Origin of the sequence: Streptomyces sp. NBC_00271 (assembly GCF_036178845.1) — a bacterium.
Classification (GTDB): domain Bacteria; phylum Actinomycetota; class Actinomycetes; order Streptomycetales; family Streptomycetaceae; genus Streptomyces.
Genome location: NZ_CP108070.1, coordinates 9,267,689 through 9,285,153 on the forward strand (window position 1 = coordinate 9,267,689; position 17,465 = coordinate 9,285,153).

Below are 17,465 nucleotides of genomic sequence, written 5' to 3' on the forward strand. Positions count from 1 at the left end.
CGGGGGCGGTCAGAGTGTCGGGGATCCGCGGTCGACGTACTCGTACACCGCGCCGTCCGGATGCATGGCGATCAGGTTGCGTCCGACCGGCGTCCCCACCGGACCCGCCAGAATCCGCGCGCCCAGCTCACTGAGCACCCGATGCGCGTCCTCGACGTCCTTGACGGCGATGGTCGCGGAGACCTTCCGCAGGACCTCCAGATCGGCCTCGGGTCCACTCATGAGCAGAAAACAGCCCACCGCCGCCACCGACACACCGCCGCGCTCGAACCGCAGGGCCCGCCCACCCGCAAGTCTTTCGTAGAAGGGGACCGAAGCCTCCAGGTCGTCGACGCAGATCCGCAACGTGGCTCCCAGAATCTCCATGCGGACGAGCTTAGTTGGGCGCGCCGGAGGGTGAGATCGATTCGGACGTCTCCTGCAGACGGCGGAGCGACCCCGGGGGGAGGAGGAAACACCGGAGCCCCCGGGGTTTGGGCGCCCCGACCATGGGGACGCGGAAAGCCCGTACGAGGTACGAGCGACATTGCCGGAGGCGAAACCGTGAGTCGACCCCGACATCACCCTGGCGACCCGACCGACTACTTTCTGTATCCGCCCCTGCTGCCGCAGGTCCCGCCGACATCCTGGAGCCACGTCGTGTCACCACGCGGACGTACGATCGTCTTGTGCTGGCCGTCGGCGGCGTGAACAAGCTGCTGCCCGTGCCCGGTGTCGCCGAGTGCGCGCACGGCTTCCGTGGACTGCCCGAGGCGCTGTACCTCCGGGACCACGTGACCCGACAGGTGGACCCGGCCGCAATGTCGCCGCCAACCCCCTGGGCATGCCCCTGTCCGGCCCCCTCGTCGGGGCCGTCACCCGCGGCGCTGGACACCGCCTCGCCGGAGCCGGCACGGGTGGCCGGTTTCCCCGGTGACTTGGCGAGCCGTCCGGAAGGAGAGTCATGAACACCACCGTGAACGCCATGGAAACCCGTCAACTCAAGGAACTTGCACAACAGTTGCGTGTCGACAGCGTGCGCGCTGCCGCCGCCGCGGGATCCGGGCACCCCACGTCCTCGATGTCGGCGGCCGACCTGATGGCGGTCCTGCTGGCCAAGCATCTGCGCTACGACTTCGAGCGCCCCCAGCACCACGGCAATGACCGTTTCATCCTCTCCAAGGGTCATGCCTCACCGCTCCTGTACGCCGCCTACAGGGCGGCCGGGGCCATCAGTGAGGCCGAACTGCTCACCTTCCGCAGGCTCGGCAGCCGCCTCGAAGGGCATCCGACACCCCGGCGGCTCCCGTGGGTCGAGACCGCCACCGGCTCGCTCGGCCAGGGGCTGCCCGTGGCGGTCGGCGTCGCACTGGCCGGCAAACGGCTCGACCACACCGGCTACCGGGTGTGGGTGCTGTGCGGCGACAGCGAACTCGCCGAGGGATCCGTCTGGGAGGGCGCCGAGCACGCCGGATACGAGCACCTCGACAACCTCGTCGCGATCATCGACGTCAACCGGCTGGGCCAGCGCGGCCCGACCCGGCACGGCCACGACCTCGACGCGTACGCGCGCCGGTTCCAGGCCTTCGGCTGGCACACCGTGGAGATCGACGGACACGATGCCGACGCCATCGACCGCGCGTACGCCGAGGCCGAGTCCACCGCGGGACAGCCCACCGTGATCATCGCCCGCACGCTCAAGGGCAAGGGTGTCGCGTCCGTCCAGGACCGCGAGGGCCTGCACGGCAAACCGCTGCCGGACGCCGAGGAGGCGATCGCCGAACTCGGCGGAGTGCGCAACCTGCATGTGGAGGTCCAACAGCCGCCCCCGGCAAGGGTGTTGCACGCCGTCCGCTCCGGCCACCTCGAACTGCCCCGCTACGACACCGGGGACAAGGTCGCCACCCGCGACGCCTACGGACAGGCGCTCGCCGCGCTCGGCACCGCCCGTGGTGACGTCGTCGCCCTGGACGGCGAGGTGAGCGACTCCACCCGCACCGAACTCTTCGCCAAGGAACACCCCGACCGCTTCTTCGAGTGCTACATCGCCGAGCAGCAACTCGTCGGGGCCGCCGTCGGTATGGCCGCGCGCGACTGGGTGCCGTACGCCACCACGTTCGCGGCGTTCCTCACCCGGGCCCACGACTTCATCCGGATGGCGGCGATCAGCGGCTCCGGCATCAACCTCGTCGGCTCGCACGCGGGCGTCTCGATCGGCCAGGACGGCCCCTCGCAGATGGCCCTGGAGGATCTGGCGATGTTCCGGGCGCTGTACGGCACGACCGTGCTCTACCCGTGCGACGCCAACCAGACGGCCAAGCTCGTCGCCACGATGGCGGACCGCGAGGGCATCCGCTATCTGCGCACCTCACGCGGGGAAACCCCGGTGATCTACAGCCCCACCGAGGAGTTCCCCGTCGGCGGCAGCAAGGTACTGCGCGCCAGTGACGAGGACCGGCTGACGCTCGTCGCCGCGGGCGTCACCCTGCACGAGGCGCTGGCCGCCGCCGAGTCGCTCGACCGCGAGGGCATCCAGGTCAGGGTCATCGATCTCTACTCGGTCAAGCCCGTCGACCGCGACACCCTGCGCGAGGCCGCCGAACAGACCGGCTGCCTCGTCACCGTCGAGGACCACCGCGAGGAGGGCGGCATCGGTGACGCGGTCCTCGACGCCTTCCTCGACGGCCGTCCGGTGCCGCGCCTGGTCCGCCTCGCCGTCCGTACGATGCCGGGTTCGGCGACCCCCGCCGAGCAACTGCACGCCGCGGGCATCGACGCGGAGTCGATCGCGGCGGCGGCGCGGCTGCTGGTGGAGACGGCGATCGTGCGCTGAGCCGCACCCGCTGAATCCGGCGCCGAAGAGAGGCGCAGGCGGATCACGCTTCCTTGCGGCAGAGGATCTCTCCATGGAGGACGGAGAACCAGCCGTCCTCCTGCCGCGCCCACTCCCGCCACGCCTCCGAAACGGCCCGCAGTTGCGCGGTGGTCGCGTGTCCGCCCTCCGTGGCGCGCTCCGCGTAGGCCGAGGCCTGTGTGCGATCGGCCCACAGCCCGCCCCACCACTCCCGCTCGTCCTCGGTGGCGAAGGTCCAGGTGTCCGACGTCGCCGTGATGTCCTTGATGCCGGCCGCCAGTGCCCACGACTTGAGACGGCGGCCGGCCGTCGGTTCGCCGCCGTTGGCTCGGGCGACGCGCAGGTACAGGTCCAGCCAGTCGGGCAGGCCCGGCACCTCGGGGTACCAGGCCATCGCCGAGTAGTCCGCGTCGCGGGCGGCGATGAAACCGCCCGGCTTGGTGACCCGGTGCATCTCGCGCAGCGCCTGCACCGGGTCGCCCACGTGCTGGAGCACCTGATGGGCGTGGACCACGCAGAAGGTGTCGTCCGGGAAGTCCAGGGCGTGCACGTCCGCGACCCCGAACTCGACGTTGCCCAGGCCGCGTTCGGCGGCCACGGCGCGGGCCTGGTCCAGGATTCCCGGGGCGTGGTCGACGGCGGTGACGTGGCCTTCGGGGACCAGCGCCGCCAGGTCGGCGGTGATGGTGCCCGGGCCGCAGCCGATGTCCAGGATCTTCATGTGGGGCTTCAGCGAGTCGAGCAGGTAGGCGGCCGAGTTGGCGGCCGTGCGCCAGGTGTGCGAACGCAGTACGGACTCGTGGTGGCCGTGTGTGTAGACGGCGGTCTCCTGCGACTTCGACATGACCGTTTCCCCTTCGCGTCGTCTCGTCGGTTGAGCATCACCGTACGCCTGCATGTCGCATGCTGAGACCCACGTCTTGTTATGTGGACAACTCGAGTGGTGGGGCTCGGGCGTTGACGGGGGTGAGGTGTCCGGACGGGTCACGGTCGGTGGTGGCGTGCGAGAAGGCCTCGTACGGCGTACGCGGCTGCCGTGCCCAGCGCCGCGCCCGCGAGGACGTCGCTCGGGAAGTGGGCGCCGGTGTAGACGCGGGACAGGGCCACGGCGGTGGCGAGCGGTACCACCGCGGCGCCCCAGCCGCGCGACTCCAGTGCCACGCCCGTGGCGAAGGCGGCGGCCGACGCGGAGTGGCCCGAGGGGAACGAGGTGGTGATCGGCTGTCGCTTCAGTTGTCGGGCCAGGGGGACCGGGGCGAGGGGTGGGCGGGGGCGGCGCACCGAGCGCTTGCCCACGGTGTTGATCGTGGCGGAGGCGAGAGTGAGGGAGGCGAGGCCGGTTGCGGCGGCTCGGCGGGCGTGGGGGGTGCGGGTGGCTGTGAGTGCGGCCGCCGTGGCGAACCACAGCAGGCCGTGGTTCGCGCTGCGGCTCAGTTTGGGCAGGAGGGGGTCGCAGCCCGGCCAGTGGCGGGATGCGATGGCTTCGAAGAGGCGGGAGTCGGCTGTGAGGAAGTGGTTGCGGAGGGTGCGGTGGTTCGGGGGGCGGGTGGTGAGGTCGATGTCCGGGGTGACGGTCATGAACTCCCCGTACCCGCCGAACCGCACTTTCCTCGCCCCCGCCGCCCCTACCCGTCCCATCCCGAACCTGGGGGCTCCGCCCCCAGACCCCCGGGTGGGTTTGTCGGCTGCGGGCCGGTGGGGGCCGGTCGCGCAGTTCCCCGCGCCCCTGAGGCGGGGCTGCGCCCCGCGTCCCCCGCGCGCCCGGTTCGTTTGGCTGCGGGTGGGTGGGGGCTGGTCGCGCAGTTCCCCGCGCCCCTGAGGCGGGGCTGCGCCCCGCGTCCCCCGCGCGCCCGGTTCGCTCGGCTGACGGCCGGTGGGGGCTGGTCGCGCAGTTCCCCGCGCCCCTTGAGGGCGCTGGCGCGCATCTTTCAGCCTGTCCGGCGTTTGAGGACGAGCCCTTTGGGTGATGCGGGGGCGAAGGGGCGGAGCCCCTGGGGGATGGGACGGGTAGGGGCGGCGGGGGCGAGGAGAGCCGGGGTGTGGGGGCTCGGTGGGGATATGCGTTTGCTCCGTGGGCCGGGTGGCCGGAGAATGCCTCCCCATGGGACATCTCGAAGCCGCACATCTTGAGTACTACCTTCCCGACGGGAGGGCGCTGCTCGGCGATGTGTCGTTTCGGGTGGGCGAAGGGGCCGTCGTCGCCCTGGTGGGCCCCAACGGAGCGGGCAAGACCACGCTGCTGCGACTGATCTCGGGGGAGCTGAAGCCGCACGGGGGCACCGTCACCGTGACCGGCGGCCTCGGCGTGATGCGTCAGTTCGTGGGGTCCGTGAGAGACGAGACGACCGTGCGGGACCTGCTCGTCTCCGTGGCGCCGCCCCGCATACAGGAGGCCGCCAAGGCCGTCGACGCGGCCGAGCACGCCATGATGACCGTGGACGACGAGGCCGCCCAGCTCCGCTACGCGCAGGCGCTCTCCGACTGGGCCGAGGTACGCGGATACGAGTCCGAGACGCTCTGGGACATGTGCACGATGGCCGCGCTCGGCGTCCCGTACGAGAAGGCGCAGTGGCGACAGGTACGCACCCTCTCCGGAGGAGAGCAGAAGCGGCTGGTGCTGGAGGCCCTGCTGCGCGGCACCGACGAGGTACTGCTCCTCGACGAGCCGGACAACTACCTCGACGTCCCGGGCAAGCGCTGGCTGGAGGAGCGGCTCAAGGAGACCCGCAAGACCGTTCTCTTCGTTTCCCACGACCGGGAGCTGCTGTCCCGCGCCGCCGAGAAGATCGTCAGCGTCGAGCCCAGCCCCACCGGCGCCGACGCATGGGTGCACGGCGGCGGCTTCGCGACGTATCACGAAGCGCGCCAGGAGCGGTTCGCCCGCTTCGAGGAGCTGCGCAGGCGCTGGGACGAGAAGCACGCCCAGCTGAAGAAGCTCGTGCTGAATCTGCGGCAGGCGGCCTCCATCAGCCATGAGTTGGCGTCCCGGTACGCGGCGGCGCAGACCCGGCTGCGGAAGTTCGAGGAGGCCGGCCCGCCGCCGGAGCCGCCGCGCGAGCAGGACATCAAGATGCGTCTGCACGGCGGGCGTACCGGCGTACGGGCCATCACCTGCAAGGGACTTGAGCTCACCGGGCTGATGAACCCGTTCGACCTGGAGGTCTTCTACGGCGAGCGGGTCGCCGTGCTCGGCTCCAACGGCTCCGGCAAGTCGCACTTCCTGCGCCTGCTCGCCGGTGACACCGTCGCGCACACGGGCGAGTGGAAGCTCGGCGCGCGCGTCGTGCCCGGACACTTCGCCCAGACGCACGCCCACCCGGAGCTCCAGGGCCGCGCCCTTCTCGACATCCTGTGGAGCGAGCACTCCCAGGACCGGGGCGCCGCCATGGCCCGGCTGCGCCGCTACGAGCTGACCGCCCAGGCCGAGCAGCGCTTCGAGAAGCTCTCCGGCGGCCAGCAGGCACGCTTCCAGATCCTGCTGCTGGAGCTGGAGGGTTCCACGGCCCTGCTGCTGGACGAGCCCACCGACAACCTCGACCTGGAGTCGGCCGAGGCGCTCCAGGAGGGCCTGGAGGCATACGAGGGGACGGTGCTCGCGGTCACCCACGACCGCTGGTTCGCACGCTCCTTCGACCGCTATCTGGTCTTCGGCTCGGACGGCAGGATCCGGGAGACGGCGGAGCCGGTGTGGGACGAGCGGCGCGTCGAGCGGGCCCGGTAGGACTCGGGCCCGTTACGACTCGGGGCCACCAGGACGCGGTCCCGGTCCCGGTCGTCCCGCGCTTCCCGGAGGACCGGGGGCCCGGAAGTTCGTAGAGTGGAGGGAGGACGGCGAGATCCACGGCTCCCTCCCGGACGCCGCTCGGGCGCCGCGTACGGCAGCGCCTGCCCGGCGGCTGCCCGGACCGCGCCGCAGGACACGACGAGCGGGGTACCACCATGACCGGAGTCGACCCGGACCGGCTGGACGACCAGCAGCTGATGAAAGAGCTGGAGACGATCCACCGCACCCGCCACGACACACTGCTGCACGGTTCGAACGACGCCCTGCGGACCCACAACATGCGCATGGCGCAGCTGGAGGGCGAGTACCTGCGCCGCCATCCGCGCCGCCCCATCGCCGCGGGCCGCACGCGCGAGGGGGCCCGGGAGCGGGGCCTCGCGGCGGAGTGCTGAACGACGGGTCGGGGCGACATGACGGGTCGGGGTGTCAGGGAGGGCGCGAGAGACGACATCGGGTCAACTCGCCCAGCCCGCACACCCGTTGCCGCCCGCACCCGTCGCCCTCGGTCCCCGCTGTCGCCGGTGAACCGAGGTGCGCCGGATGGTGCCGGATTCCGCGGGAGCGGACACTCCGTCAGGCGGCCTGCCGCGCGAACGCTTCCAGGAACGCCTCGTCGAACGCCTTGAGGTCGCCCGGCTTGCGGCTGGTGATCAGGGTGTTGGGCCCCTGCTCGCACACCTGCACCTGCCGGTCGACCCAGGTGCCGCCCGCGTTGCGGATGTCGGTGCGCAGACTCGGCCAGGACGTGAGGACCCGGCCCGAGACCACGTCCGCCTCGACGAGCGCCCAGGGGGCGTGACAGATCGCGGCGACCGGACGGCCGCGCTCGAAGAACGCGCGGACGAACGCCACGGCCCGTTCGTCGAGGCGCAGCGCGTCCGGGTTGGCCACACCGCCCGGCAGCACGAGCCCGTCGAAGGACTCGGCCGACACGTCGGTGACCACCTCGTCGACAGGGAAGGTGTCCGCCTTGTCCAGGTGATGGAAGGCCTGGATCCGGCCGGGCTTCGTGGACACGAGGACCGGCTCGCCACCCGCGTCCAGTACCGCCTGCCAGGGATCGGTCAGCTCGACCTGCTCGACGCCCTCGGGCGCCATCAGGAACGCGATACGCATGATTCCTCCGTTTCCTTTCCCGGCCCCCGAGCGGTGGTGAACAGCGCCGGGGCGCTGTTCACTGCGTGCGCCGGGCGCGTACGACGGATTCGGCCAGCTCGTGCACCGTGGCGTAGCGCGCCTTGTGCGGGCGCCGCTCCACGGCCTCGACCAGGGGGTCGGGCGCGTGTTTGTCGCGCAGGGTGTCGGCCAGGTCGCGGGGACCCGCGGGGAAGGCGGTACGGCTCAGAAACCGGGCCAGTTCCAGGCGCACCGTCTCGATGGAGTCGGGCGCGCGGTTCGGTGCCACGGGGCCGCGCGCGATCTCCGGGTCGTCGTCGGCGGTCGGCTCCGGGTCCTGCCACTCCTCGGTCCGGGTGGGGTGACCCGACCTGAGCAGGCCCCGCAGTTCGTGTTTCATCTCTTCGTCCCGGTGGACGCTCAGCCGGTCGCTGCCTCGCTGCATGACTCCCTCCAGGGGATCGGGGACGGTGATCGCGTACCCATGGACCCGGCGTCGACACGTCCGTGGGAAAACGGCACGACGAGCTCCACCGCCAGGCGGCAGGATGACGGCCGGAGAACCGGTTCTCCGCGGTCATGGGGGCGGAAGTGACCGCGATATCGCTCGAGGCGCTGGACGCGGCGCCGTGGGACCCGCTCGAGTCGGCGCTGCCCCAGCACCCGGTCGAGGGGGTGCCGCTTGCGCTGCGGCGACCGGCACTCGGGGGCGGGGCCCCGACGGAGGAGCACTGCTACCCGCTGTCCTTCTGCCTGGCCGCGGGCTACGGCCGGGTGCCCTCCGCGGCGACCGCCGCACTGCCCTTCCTGGTCGCGCTCGCCGCCGACCCGGGGACCCTCGCGGACGGTGTCGTACCGCTCCTGGAGCGGTGGCGGGCCGAGACGGACCCGGCGATGCGTCTGCCGGTGCTGCTGCAGCTGGGATGAGTGGCCGCCGAGGCGGCGCAAGCGGATGGCCGGTCGGTCGAGGAGGTACGGGCGGTGCTCGACGGCTTTCTGCGTGACGGCGAGCCCGTCATGAAGGTCGCGGCCGTGATCGCCTGGGCGCCGTTCGATCCGCAGGAGCCGGTCCGGCGGATCGACCTGCTGGTGGAGACACTCTCCGACCTCGCCGTACGGCCCAGGTTCGAGGAGATCTGACACCGAACTGTCCGAGGCGGTGCTCGACGAGGCATGGCGGCTGCTGGTGCTCAGGCCGTCCGCGGCGCCCGCGCTGCTGCCGGTGGCGGGCCGACTGCTGGAATGGCTCTTCGGAGAGGCGCTGCGAGCCCTGGCCCGGATCGGCACCCTCACCCCCGCGACACGCGCCGCACTGCGGACGGTACGGGGCTTCGACGGCCGCCTGGCACAGGAACGGAACTACGAGGCCTTCCTCCAGGACGAGGAGCTGCGCGCCGCGATCGAGTACCTGCTCGCCCTTCCCTGAGCCCAACGCGCCGACAGGCGCGGGTATTTGCCTCGGTGTTTGCCTCGCACAGGCCGGGGCAGGCGGAATTCAAGTGCTTCGGACAGGAGGCACGTCCGTGGGAGCGGGGAAGTCCTCGCCACGGGTGTGCCGTTCGACGCACCCGTGCGCTCCCACGGTGACCGTCCAACCCAAGGCACCTGCAAGGGAGTTGCGACGCACCATGCGAAACCAAGTGAGCGCGAAACGCCATCCGCACGACGACGCCCCCGACACCACGGAGGCATTCCGCAGGCTCGCCTCGCTCCCTCCGGGCCAGCAGCACGACTCGCTCCGCGAGCAGATCGTCGAGGCCTGGCTGCCGATGGCCAACCGGCTCGCGGGCCGGTTCCGCAACCGCGGTGAGAGCCTGGAGGACCTGCGCCAGGTCGCGGCGCTCGGTCTGGTCAAGGCCGTGGACCGCTACGACCCCGAGCTCGGCAACGCCTTCGAGAGCTACGCCGTGCCGACCGTCACCGGCGAGATCAAACGGCACTTCCGCGACCACATGTGGACCCTGCACGTGCCGCGCCGCGTCCAGGACCTGCGCAACCGTGTGCGGTTCGCCGTCCAGGAGCTCTCGGGGACCATCTCGGGCCGCGGGCCCACCGTCGCCGAGATCGCCGAGCGCGCCCGGATGAGCGAGGAGGACGTCAAGGCCGGCCTGGAGGCCCTGGAGAGCTTCACCGCGCTCTCCCTGGACGCCCAGGTCTCCGGCAGCGACGACGGCTACTCGCTCAGCGACGCCCTCGGCTCGGCCGACCCCGCGCTCGACGTCGTCATCGACCGCGAGGCCGTCAAGCCCCGGCTGCAGGCCCTGCCCGAGCGTGAACGCACCATCCTCTACATGCGGTTCTTCGGCGACATGACGCAGAGCCGGATCGCCGACGAACTCGGCATCTCGCAGATGCACGTGTCGCGGCTGATCAGCCGGTGCTGCCACCGGCTGCGCGACCAGGTGATGCGCGACGCGGCCTAGGTCCTGGCCGGCGCGCTCATCGCCAGGGACAGGTGGCGGGACATCATGTCCATCGCCTGGGCCTCCGCCATCGAGAACGCCCGGCGGGCACCGCTGCGGAACAGGGTCAGCACGCCTTGTACGGGACCGGGCGAGGTGGTCAGGGGCACGCACAGCAGCGACGTCACGTTCGCGCGTACGAGGATCGGGGCGCCCGAGGTGTCACGGCCGAAGGCGTCCGGATCCTCGGGGCGCACCGGCAGCGCCGTGGATCCGCCACGGGCCGCCTCGACGACGAGCGGACACGCGGCGGGATCCTGTGCGGCCACGCCCCGGGCCCCCTCCACGCTGTCGGAGGGGGCCAGCACCGTCGTACGGGACAGCCGCGCCGCTCCCGCTCCCGCCACGTCGGCCACCACCCAGTCGGCGAACCGCCCGTGCAGCACCCCGGCCGCCCGCTCCAGTACCCCGGACGGATCGCCGACCGGACCGCTGAGCAGCGCCGTGATCATGGCGTCCACCAGGTCCATCAGCGCCGCGTGCCGGGTCGTCTCGGTCAGGGTCGGTACCGGGCCCGGCACGCGCTCGGGGGACGGCACCCGGCTGTCCGCGGGCTGCAGGACGACGAGGACGGCGGTGCGGGGTTCGCCGCTGGGCCGCAGCGCGGTGAGCGTCGCCCGCACCGGCACCGCGGGCTGCTGCTGGAGGTGCACGGTGAGACTGCGGTCGCCCTCGCCGCGCGCCACCGCCGCCGCCTGCGAGCGGAACGCGGCACGGTCGGCGTGCGCGAGGAAACCGGTGAGCGGCCGACCCGTCGCGTAGCCGGCCCGTACGCCGGTGAACGAGGTCGCCGCGAAGTTCAGCCTGCGCACCACCGTCTCGCGGTCCACCAGCGCGACGGGCACCGGCACCCGCTGGAAGAGCGCCTTGAGGAGCTGTTGCTCCTGGCGGTCGATCGAGGCGACGCCGGACGGGCCCGTCGAGGACAGACTCTCGTACCAGGGCCACAACTGGCCCGCCACGTGGTCGAGTTCGAAGATCGCCGCGTCGAGCACCGTCGGCAGGTCGTCGGCCGGTACCGATCGAGCCGCCTTGAGCTCCGCCACGCGGCGCACGAAGTCCGCGAGTTCCTCACCGAATTCGTCCGTCTGCGCCATGCGATGAACGTAACCCGAAGGATTGGTTCCAGGTGTGGCGGGGGTGTAACCCCGCCGGGTCCGTTTTCCGCGCAGGTGAGCGGGAAGGCGCGGAGGGAGGAGGGGTGAACCATGCGGGATGCGGGGCGACTTGAGCAACGCGGTCACAACGATCGGAGCGGTCGAGGCGGCCAACTCGGGCACCTGGGAACGCGGTCGCCGGAATCCACGCTTCCGGGCAGGCGGCTGTCGGAGCTCGCCGAGCAGGCCGCCCGCTGCACCACCGACTGCTGCGGCGCCAGCTGCATGGTCGCCGAGGGCGGCCCGGAACGCCCCGCCGCGGTCACCCACCCCGACCTCGCCGCACTCGTCTCGGTCCAACTCCGCTCCGGAGACGGTCCGATCCCCGCCGCGCTGGAACGCGGTGAGCCCGTCGACTCGGCGGACCTGCTGCGCGAGGAGCGCTGGCCGGCGTACCGCGCGATGGCCCTCGACTCGGGTGTCCGCTCCAGTGTCACGATTCCCTTCCGGCGTTCCGGTCTGACCGTGACCCTCAGCCTCTACAGCTTCCGGCCCGGCGCCCTGGAGGACGCCCCGCATGGACCCGCCCGCGCGCTCGGCGACCTCGCCGTCACCTGCCTGGTCCGTGACCGCTCCTACCGGGCCGCCCTCACCGAGCTCGACCAGCTCGGCGCCGCGCTGCGTACCCGGCCCGTCGTCGACCAGGCGTGCGGGATCGTCATGCACGTACTGGGCTGCGACGCGGACGCGGCCTTCGGCGTACTGCGCCGCGTCTCGCAGGCGACCCAGCGCAAACTGTCCGACGTGGCCTCGGCCGTCGTGGACAAGCGTGGACGCGGCCTGGAACGGGAGCTCGCCTCCCTGGCGAACTGACTCGGTCGGCCGAGCCGCCGCTGTCACCCGCTCGGGCGCCCGTGTCGCGCGAATGGTGTCCGGCCGCGCGCGCCCCGCGCCGGGGCGGGCTGTGATGGGGTGGGGGGCGCGACGGCCGTGCCCCCTTCAGACAGTGTCTGTCCGAAGGAGTCCGACCCATGTGCCGTACCGTCCGTGTCCTGTCCGCCACCGCCCTGGCCTGTGCCGCCCTGGGGGCGGCCGCCACGGCCGCGTCCGCGGATCCGGGCGCGGAGGTCGATCCCCGTTCCGTGGGCCCCGGTGGCCTCCTCTCCATCTCCGTCACCTGCGACGCGATCGGCGGCACCCCGCCCGAGTCCATCGACGCCCACTCCCAGGGCTTCGAGGGAGGCACGGTCCAGCTGCACCGGATCACCGGCGGCGACGAGAAGACGGACGGCGCCACCTCGTACCGCGGGACGGCCCGCATCCCGGCGAGTGGGACTCCCGACGCTGGATCCGGAGCGGTCGATGGATCCGGAGGGGTCGGTGGGTTCGGAGTGGCATCCGCGGCCGGCGAGCAGTTCACGAGCGATTCCGTCGACGGGGACCGTGAGGCCCAATGGGGCGTCAACGGCGTGTGTCCCGTCGCGCCGGGTGGCCAGGAGCGGCCATGGAACGCCTCGTACACCGTGTCCCACGGCACCGGCACCGGCGCCAGCACCGGTACGGGCACGGGCACGGGCGCCAGCACCGGTACGGGCATCGGCACCGGCACGGGTACGGGCACGGGCGCCAGCACCGGTACGGGCACCGGCACGGGCACGGGCCCGGGCACCGGCACAAGTGCCGGGCGTGACACGGCTACGGGGCGCGAGACCGGTGCACCTCATGACACGGGTGTGCCTCATGACACGGGCGCGGGCCGTGACACCGGTGCGACCCACGACACCGGCACGGGGCGTGACCCGGGTACGGGTCGTGACACCGGTGCGACGCACGACACCGGTACGGGGCATGACACGGGCGCCGGGCGCGAGACCGGTGCGGCTCACGACACCGGCACGGGGCGTGACCCGGGTACGGGTCGTGACACCGGTGCGACGCACGACACCGGTACGGGGCATGACACGGGCGCCGGGCGCGAGACCGGTGCGGCTCACGACACCGGCACGGGGCGTGACCCGGGTACGGGTCGTGACACCGGTGCGACGCACGAGACCGGCACGGATCACGACAGCGAGGAGCGCCCCACCGGTGCCCAGTACGGAGTACAGGGCGGCGCGGGCGGCACCTTCACCGATTCCGTCCCGGCCCTGATCACCGGCGGCGTCCTGATCGTGGGCGCGCTGGGCGCGGCCCTCCACCGGCTGCGCCAAAGGGGCTCCTCCCACCGCTGACGCTGTGACGGGCGCACCCCGGCCGGGCGCCCATGGCGGGTCGGGAGCCCGGGTAACGACAGGGCACGGCACCACGGACTGCACGGAGGCACGTATGCGGCGGACGGTTCCGGAAGGACACGGTCCGGTCCGCTACGGGCCGCCCCTTCCCGATCAGGGCCTGCCGGTACTGGCCGAGCTGCGCGCCGTGCTCGCCGACGCGGCGGGCCACGCCCACGCCGAGCCCTCCGGCGGCGGCCCCGCGCTTCTCGACGCCGCCTGCGGCTACTGGACCCGGCGGGGCCTGGCCGCCGACCGCGACCGGGTGGTCGCCGCCCCCGGCGCCCCCGCGCTGCTCCTCGCGCTGACCGGCGCACTCGGCGGCGACGTCCTGGTGCCGCGCCCGTGCGCCGCCTGGTGGGCACCGCAGGTCCGCCTCCTGGGCCGGTCCGTGTTCCACGCGGCGACGCCCGCGGAGTGCGGCGGCCTACCGGATCCGTACGCACTCCTGGAGACCGTCCGCCGGGTCCGCGCCGAGGGCGGCGACCCGCGCCTGCTCGTGCTCTCCGTCGCCGACGACCCCACCGCCACCGTCGCACCGCCCGAGGTGGTGCACGAGACCGTGGAGGCCGCGGTGGGCGAGGGACTGCACGTGGTCAGCGACGAGACGTGGCGCGACACCCTGCACCGGCCGCACGACACCGTTCTGCTCAGCCCCGCCGAGATGCTCCCCGGCGAGGTCACTGTTCTCACGGACCTCGCGGGCGCCTTCCTGCCGCAGGGCTGGCCGGCCGCCGTCGCCCGTTTCCCGGACACCGACGAGGGCCTTCGGCTGCGCGCCCGCGTCCTCGACGTGCTCACCGTGCTCGGTGCCCGGGTCGCCGAACCGGTCGCGGCGGCGGCCGCGTACGCGCTCGGTGAACCGGACGCGGTCACGGAGCGGTTGACCGCCGCCGTACGCCTGCACGCGCGTGTGGCTCTCGCCGCGCACCGCGCGGTGGTCGGGTCAGGCGCTCTCGCGCGGCCGCCGCGGGCGGGTCGGCATCTGTACGTGGATCTCGGCCCGTTGAGCTCCGCGCTGACCGCCCTCGGCGTCGGGGACGCACAGGAACTGGAGGACTTCCTCACCGCCCGGCTCGGCATGCCCGCGCCGGGCGGCCACCGCTTCGGGGACGACCTCGAGGCGCTGCGCGTGCGGTTGGAGACCGGACCGCTGCTCGGCGCCACCGACGAGGAGCGGGCGGAATGCCTCAGTTCACCCTCGCCGTTGGAACTGCCGCAGGTGCAACGCGCGTTGACCCTCCTGGGGTCGGCGTTCGACGATCTCCGTGACGACGCTCAGCGATGGGAGCCTCCTCGATGACGCAGCAGTCCCAGTCGACCACGAGCACGAGTACGTCCATATCCCCGAGCACGTCCATATCCACGAGTACGTCCGTGTCCACGAACACGCAGGACGCCGTTCCTCTTCGTCCGCTCGTCGATCCCCCACCTCTCGCCGAACCCCGTCCGCTCGGTGAGCGCCGTGCGTGGCCGCGGTCGTTCGTCGACCGGCTGACCGCGCCGTTGCCGGGACTGCGGGCCTTCGCGCGGTTCGCTCGTGAGGGGGCGCTGCGGCCGGGGCCCGAGGGGCTCGCCGACATTCCCGTGCTGCCCTTCGAACCGGGGCCGCTGCCACGGGTAGGCACCCGAACCGTCGCCGTCTCCTGGGCAGGGCACGCGAGTTGGGTGATCCGCATGGGCGGGCTCACCGTCCTCACCGACCCGGTCTGGTCCCGCAGGATCCTCGGCACCCCGGCCCGGATCACCCCGGTCGGCGTGGCCTGGAGCGCGTTGCCGCGCGTCGACGCGGTCGTCATCAGCCACAACCACTACGACCATCTCGACGCGCCGACGCTGCGCCGACTCCCGCGCGACACACGGGTGTTCGTGCCGGCCGGACTCGGGCGCTGGTTCCGGCGCCGCCGGTTCACCCGGGTCACCGAGCTGGACTGGTGGGAGGCGGTCGAACTCGACGGCGTGCGCTTCGACTTCGTCCCCGCGCACCACTGGTCCAAGCGCGGTCTCACCGACACCTGCCGCACGCTGTGGGGCGGCTGGGTGCTGACGGCGCCCGAAGGACAGCGGGTGTACTTCGCGGGGGACACGGGGTACGGGCACTGGTTCGCGGCCATCGGGCAGCGCTACCCGGGGATAGACCTGGCCCTGCTCCCCATCGGGGCGTACGACCCCCGGTGGTGGTTGAGTGACGTCCACTGTGACCCGGAAGAGGCCGTTCGGGCGGCCGTCGACCTGGGGGCTCGTCGGATGGCGCCGATGCACTGGGGGACGTTCGTGCTGTCCGCGGAGCCCGTGCTGGAGCCGTTGACCCGGGTGAAGGCGGCTTGGGAGCGGGTGGGGTTGGAGCGGGGGAATCTGTGGGATCTGGCGGTGGGGGGTTCTCGGGTCCTGGCGTGACGGCGGTGGTGGGGGTGCCTACCGAGGCGCGGTTCCGCGTACCCTCCGCCACACTCCCGGCGCCGCGCTGATCGCCAGTGTCAGGGCCACCGCCGCCACCACGCCCTCCCACGGCTCGTCGAAGAGGGAGCCGCCGAGGATGCCGATGACCTGGTAGGTGGCCGCCCAGGCGAGGCAGGTGGGGAGGTCGCCGCGGGCGAAGGTGCGCAGGGGCATCTTCGCCAGCAGGCAGGCGAGCATCACCGGTATGCGGCCCGCCGGGACGAGGCGGGACAGGACGAGGACGGCGACGCCGTGGTCGTCCAGTTTTTCCTGGGCCTGGGTGAGGCGGTCCTCCGGGGCGCGCACCCGGATCGCCTCCAGCCAGCGCGAGCCGTTCTTGGATCCCATGCCGCGCCGGCCGAGCCAGTAGAGCGCCACGTCACCGAGGAACGCCGCGAGCGAGCCCACCGCGAAGACCAGCAGCAGGGCGAACGGCGCGGTCTCGTGAAAGGCCACCACGGCCGCGGAACTGACCAGCGCACCCGTCGGCACCACCGGGACGAGCGCGCCGATCAGCACCAGCACGAACAGCGTCGGATAGCCGATCGCCTGCTGCGTGCTCTCCGGTGACACGGCCGCGCCCGTGGCGGACAGGAACAGGGCGGGGGCGGCGCTCTTGGCGGACAGGAATATCGCGGGGGCCGCGCCCATACCGGTCAGAGGCGTCACCGCGCGACCTCCGGGCGCACGCTCTCGCCGTGTTCGAGCCGGTGCACCGCCACCTGGGGCGCACGCTCCCCAGCCAGGCGCACGAACTCATCACCCGGCGCATGGAATTCATGGGGGCGCACGCTGTCCATGCCGATGGGCCAGTACGTGCCGTAGTGCACCGGCACCGCGCTCCTCGGCATCAGCCGGGCCAGCGCCTCGGCGGCCCGCCCCGCGTCCAGGTGTCCCTCCCCGAGGAAGGGGCCCCACCCGCCGACCGGCAGCAGCGCCACGTCGACCGGTCCGACCTCCTCGGCCATCGACTCGAACAGCCCGGTGTCCCCGGCGAAATAGGTCCGCGCCTCGCCCTCCACCACGAAGCCCAGCGCGGGGGAGCGGTGCGGTCCGACCGGCAGTCGCCGCCCGTCGTGCCGCGCCGACACCGTACGTACGACCAGGTCGCCGACCTCGGTCAGGTCCCCGGGCGCCACTTCGACGAACCGCAGATGGTCCAGCCTGCGCAGCGCCGGCACCACGCGCGGCGCGCCCTTCGGCACCAGGACCAGGGTGCCCGGCGCGAGCCGCTGCAAGGAGGGCAGATGGAGATGGTCGGCGTGCAGATGCGAGACCAGCGCCACGTCCGCGACCGCCGCCTCGGGAGGGGGCGGCGCCCCGCGCCTGCGCCGCAGGTGCGCGAGCCGGCGCGCGAAGAGCGGATCGGTGAGGACGCGTGTGCCGGAGTCCTCCAGCGTGCAAGTGGCGTGCCCCCACCAGGTGATCTCCACCGGCACTTCTTTGCCTCCTCCGTGCGACTCC

The 17,465-nt window shown here is 72.6% G+C and carries 18 protein-coding genes and 2 pseudogenes; 12 read left to right on the forward strand and 8 right to left on the reverse strand.

Annotated features, from left to right (window positions below; all coding sequences use genetic code 11):
- Window positions 1–9: 9 nt before the first annotated feature.
- The gene (locus OG798_RS42040) at window positions 10–366 is read right to left on the reverse strand and encodes a VOC family protein (protein ID WP_121414486.1); all 357 of its coding nucleotides are present in this window, start codon (window positions 364–366) and stop codon (window positions 10–12) included.
- A 159-nt stretch (window positions 367–525) separates the two neighbouring features.
- Between OG798_RS42040 and OG798_RS42045 the strand changes: the two are divergent.
- Window positions 526–806 (forward strand): annotated as a pseudogene (locus tag OG798_RS42045) (NAD(P)/FAD-dependent oxidoreductase); the annotation flags it as partial.
- Window positions 807–943: 137 nt separating this feature from the next.
- Window positions 944–2,812: a transketolase gene (locus tag OG798_RS42050; protein ID WP_328758712.1), complete on the forward strand. Its 1,869-nt coding sequence runs from the start codon at window positions 944–946 to the stop codon at window positions 2,810–2,812.
- A gap of 43 nt (window positions 2,813–2,855) precedes the next feature.
- Here OG798_RS42050 and OG798_RS42055 read toward each other — a convergent pair whose 3' ends face one another.
- Both OG798_RS42055 and OG798_RS42060 read right to left on the reverse strand, forming a co-directional pair.
- Window positions 2,856–3,677 (reverse strand): class I SAM-dependent methyltransferase, encoded by an 822-nt coding sequence (locus OG798_RS42055; RefSeq protein WP_328758713.1) that lies wholly within the window; start codon window positions 3,675–3,677, stop codon window positions 2,856–2,858.
- A 161-nt stretch (window positions 3,678–3,838) separates the two neighbouring features.
- Window positions 3,839–4,411, reverse strand: a pseudogene (locus OG798_RS42060) (phosphatase PAP2 family protein); the annotation flags it as partial.
- Between the two features lie 523 nt (window positions 4,412–4,934).
- On the opposite strand from OG798_RS42060, the gene OG798_RS42065 reads away from it, so the two are divergent.
- The gene (locus OG798_RS42065; RefSeq protein ID WP_121414484.1) at window positions 4,935–6,554 is read left to right on the forward strand and encodes an ABC-F family ATP-binding cassette domain-containing protein; all 1,620 of its coding nucleotides are present in this window, start codon (window positions 4,935–4,937) and stop codon (window positions 6,552–6,554) included.
- Between the two features lie 218 nt (window positions 6,555–6,772).
- Complete coding sequence (locus OG798_RS42070) at window positions 6,773–7,009, forward strand: DUF6158 family protein (protein ID WP_095851669.1); 237 nt, start codon at window positions 6,773–6,775, stop codon at window positions 7,007–7,009.
- A 181-nt stretch (window positions 7,010–7,190) separates the two neighbouring features.
- Here OG798_RS42070 and OG798_RS42075 read toward each other — a convergent pair whose 3' ends face one another.
- Entirely contained in the window at window positions 7,191–7,733 is a 543-nt protein-coding gene (locus OG798_RS42075; RefSeq protein ID WP_121414483.1) for a type 1 glutamine amidotransferase domain-containing protein, read from the reverse strand.
- Window positions 7,734–7,791: 58 nt separating this feature from the next.
- Complete coding sequence (locus tag OG798_RS42080) at window positions 7,792–8,178, reverse strand: DUF2795 domain-containing protein (RefSeq protein ID WP_095851667.1); 387 nt, start codon at window positions 8,176–8,178, stop codon at window positions 7,792–7,794.
- Between the two features lie 146 nt (window positions 8,179–8,324).
- Here OG798_RS42080 and OG798_RS42085 point away from each other — a divergent pair, with 146 nt between their 5' ends.
- The 4 genes from OG798_RS42085 to OG798_RS42100 all read left to right on the forward strand — a co-directional run bounded on the left by OG798_RS42085 (window position 8,325) and on the right by OG798_RS42100 (window position 10,156).
- Entirely contained in the window at window positions 8,325–8,660 is a 336-nt protein-coding gene (locus tag OG798_RS42085) for a hypothetical protein (RefSeq protein WP_328758714.1), read from the forward strand.
- 54 nt (window positions 8,661–8,714) lie between these two features.
- The gene (locus OG798_RS42090) at window positions 8,715–8,873 is read left to right on the forward strand and encodes a hypothetical protein (protein WP_328758715.1); all 159 of its coding nucleotides are present in this window, start codon (window positions 8,715–8,717) and stop codon (window positions 8,871–8,873) included.
- Window positions 8,874–8,892: 19 nt separating this feature from the next.
- Window positions 8,893–9,159, forward strand: a complete 267-nt coding sequence (locus OG798_RS42095; RefSeq protein ID WP_267063414.1) for a hypothetical protein — start codon at window positions 8,893–8,895, stop codon at window positions 9,157–9,159.
- 202 nt (window positions 9,160–9,361) lie between these two features.
- Complete coding sequence (locus OG798_RS42100) at window positions 9,362–10,156, forward strand: RNA polymerase sigma factor SigF (RefSeq protein WP_328758716.1); 795 nt, start codon at window positions 9,362–9,364, stop codon at window positions 10,154–10,156.
- Here the strand turns inward: OG798_RS42100 and OG798_RS42105 are convergent.
- A complete protein-coding gene (locus tag OG798_RS42105; RefSeq protein ID WP_267063415.1) occupies window positions 10,153–11,292 on the reverse strand; it encodes a PAS domain-containing protein in 1,140 nt (379 codons plus the stop codon). The two genes, OG798_RS42100 and OG798_RS42105, sit on opposite strands and share 4 nt — an antisense overlap.
- A 111-nt stretch (window positions 11,293–11,403) precedes the next feature.
- Here OG798_RS42105 and OG798_RS42110 point away from each other — a divergent pair, with 111 nt between their 5' ends.
- The 4 genes from OG798_RS42110 to OG798_RS42125 all read left to right on the forward strand — a co-directional run bounded on the left by OG798_RS42110 (window position 11,404) and on the right by OG798_RS42125 (window position 15,959).
- Window positions 11,404–12,165, forward strand: a complete 762-nt coding sequence (locus OG798_RS42110) for an ANTAR domain-containing response regulator (protein ID WP_328758717.1) — start codon at window positions 11,404–11,406, stop codon at window positions 12,163–12,165.
- Window positions 12,166–12,323: 158 nt separating this feature from the next.
- Window positions 12,324–13,523, forward strand: a complete 1,200-nt coding sequence (locus tag OG798_RS42115; RefSeq protein WP_328758718.1) for a hypothetical protein — start codon at window positions 12,324–12,326, stop codon at window positions 13,521–13,523.
- Between the two features lie 94 nt (window positions 13,524–13,617).
- The gene (locus OG798_RS42120) at window positions 13,618–14,865 is read left to right on the forward strand and encodes an aminotransferase class I/II-fold pyridoxal phosphate-dependent enzyme (RefSeq protein WP_095851661.1); all 1,248 of its coding nucleotides are present in this window, start codon (window positions 13,618–13,620) and stop codon (window positions 14,863–14,865) included.
- Window positions 14,862–15,959 (forward strand): MBL fold metallo-hydrolase, encoded by a 1,098-nt coding sequence (locus tag OG798_RS42125; RefSeq protein ID WP_267063417.1) that lies wholly within the window; start codon window positions 14,862–14,864, stop codon window positions 15,957–15,959. The genes OG798_RS42120 and OG798_RS42125 overlap by 4 nt, the downstream gene beginning before the upstream one ends.
- A gap of 18 nt (window positions 15,960–15,977) precedes the next feature.
- On the opposite strand, the gene OG798_RS42130 is transcribed toward OG798_RS42125, so the two are convergent.
- Together OG798_RS42130 and OG798_RS42135 are read right to left on the reverse strand one after the other, a co-directional pair.
- Window positions 15,978–16,652 carry a DedA family protein gene (locus OG798_RS42130; RefSeq protein WP_328760146.1) on the reverse strand — a complete coding sequence of 225 codons (675 nt, stop codon included), beginning with the start codon at window positions 16,650–16,652 and terminating at the stop codon, window positions 15,978–15,980.
- Between the two features lie 14 nt (window positions 16,653–16,666).
- Entirely contained in the window at window positions 16,667–17,440 is a 774-nt protein-coding gene (locus OG798_RS42135) for an MBL fold metallo-hydrolase (RefSeq protein ID WP_095851660.1), read from the reverse strand.
- Between the last annotated feature and the right edge of the window lie 25 nt (window positions 17,441–17,465).

Bases quoted from the DNA above. Each gene is read 5' to 3' on its own strand.
- OG798_RS42040 (WP_121414486.1), bottom strand. From the start codon at position 366: ATGGAGATTCTGGGAGCCACGTTGCGGATCTGCGTCGACGACCTGGAG.
- OG798_RS42050 (WP_328758712.1), top strand. From the start codon at position 944: ATGAACACCACCGTGAACGCCATGGAAACCCGTCAACTCAAGGAACTT.
- OG798_RS42055 (WP_328758713.1), bottom strand. From the start codon at position 3,677: ATGTCGAAGTCGCAGGAGACCGCCGTCTACACACACGGCCACCACGAG.
- OG798_RS42065 (WP_121414484.1), top strand. From the start codon at position 4,935: ATGGGACATCTCGAAGCCGCACATCTTGAGTACTACCTTCCCGACGGG.
- OG798_RS42070 (WP_095851669.1), top strand. From the start codon at position 6,773: ATGACCGGAGTCGACCCGGACCGGCTGGACGACCAGCAGCTGATGAAA.
- OG798_RS42075 (WP_121414483.1), bottom strand. From the start codon at position 7,733: ATGCGTATCGCGTTCCTGATGGCGCCCGAGGGCGTCGAGCAGGTCGAG.
- OG798_RS42080 (WP_095851667.1), bottom strand. From the start codon at position 8,178: ATGCAGCGAGGCAGCGACCGGCTGAGCGTCCACCGGGACGAAGAGATG.
- OG798_RS42100 (WP_328758716.1), top strand. From the start codon at position 9,362: ATGCGAAACCAAGTGAGCGCGAAACGCCATCCGCACGACGACGCCCCC.
- OG798_RS42105 (WP_267063415.1), bottom strand. From the start codon at position 11,292: ATGGCGCAGACGGACGAATTCGGTGAGGAACTCGCGGACTTCGTGCGC.
- OG798_RS42110 (WP_328758717.1), top strand. From the start codon at position 11,404: ATGCGGGATGCGGGGCGACTTGAGCAACGCGGTCACAACGATCGGAGC.
- OG798_RS42115 (WP_328758718.1), top strand. From the start codon at position 12,324: ATGTGCCGTACCGTCCGTGTCCTGTCCGCCACCGCCCTGGCCTGTGCC.
- OG798_RS42120 (WP_095851661.1), top strand. From the start codon at position 13,618: ATGCGGCGGACGGTTCCGGAAGGACACGGTCCGGTCCGCTACGGGCCG.
- OG798_RS42125 (WP_267063417.1), top strand. From the start codon at position 14,862: ATGACGCAGCAGTCCCAGTCGACCACGAGCACGAGTACGTCCATATCC.
- OG798_RS42130 (WP_328760146.1), bottom strand. From the start codon at position 16,652: ATGGGCGCGGCCCCCGCGATATTCCTGTCCGCCAAGAGCGCCGCCCCC.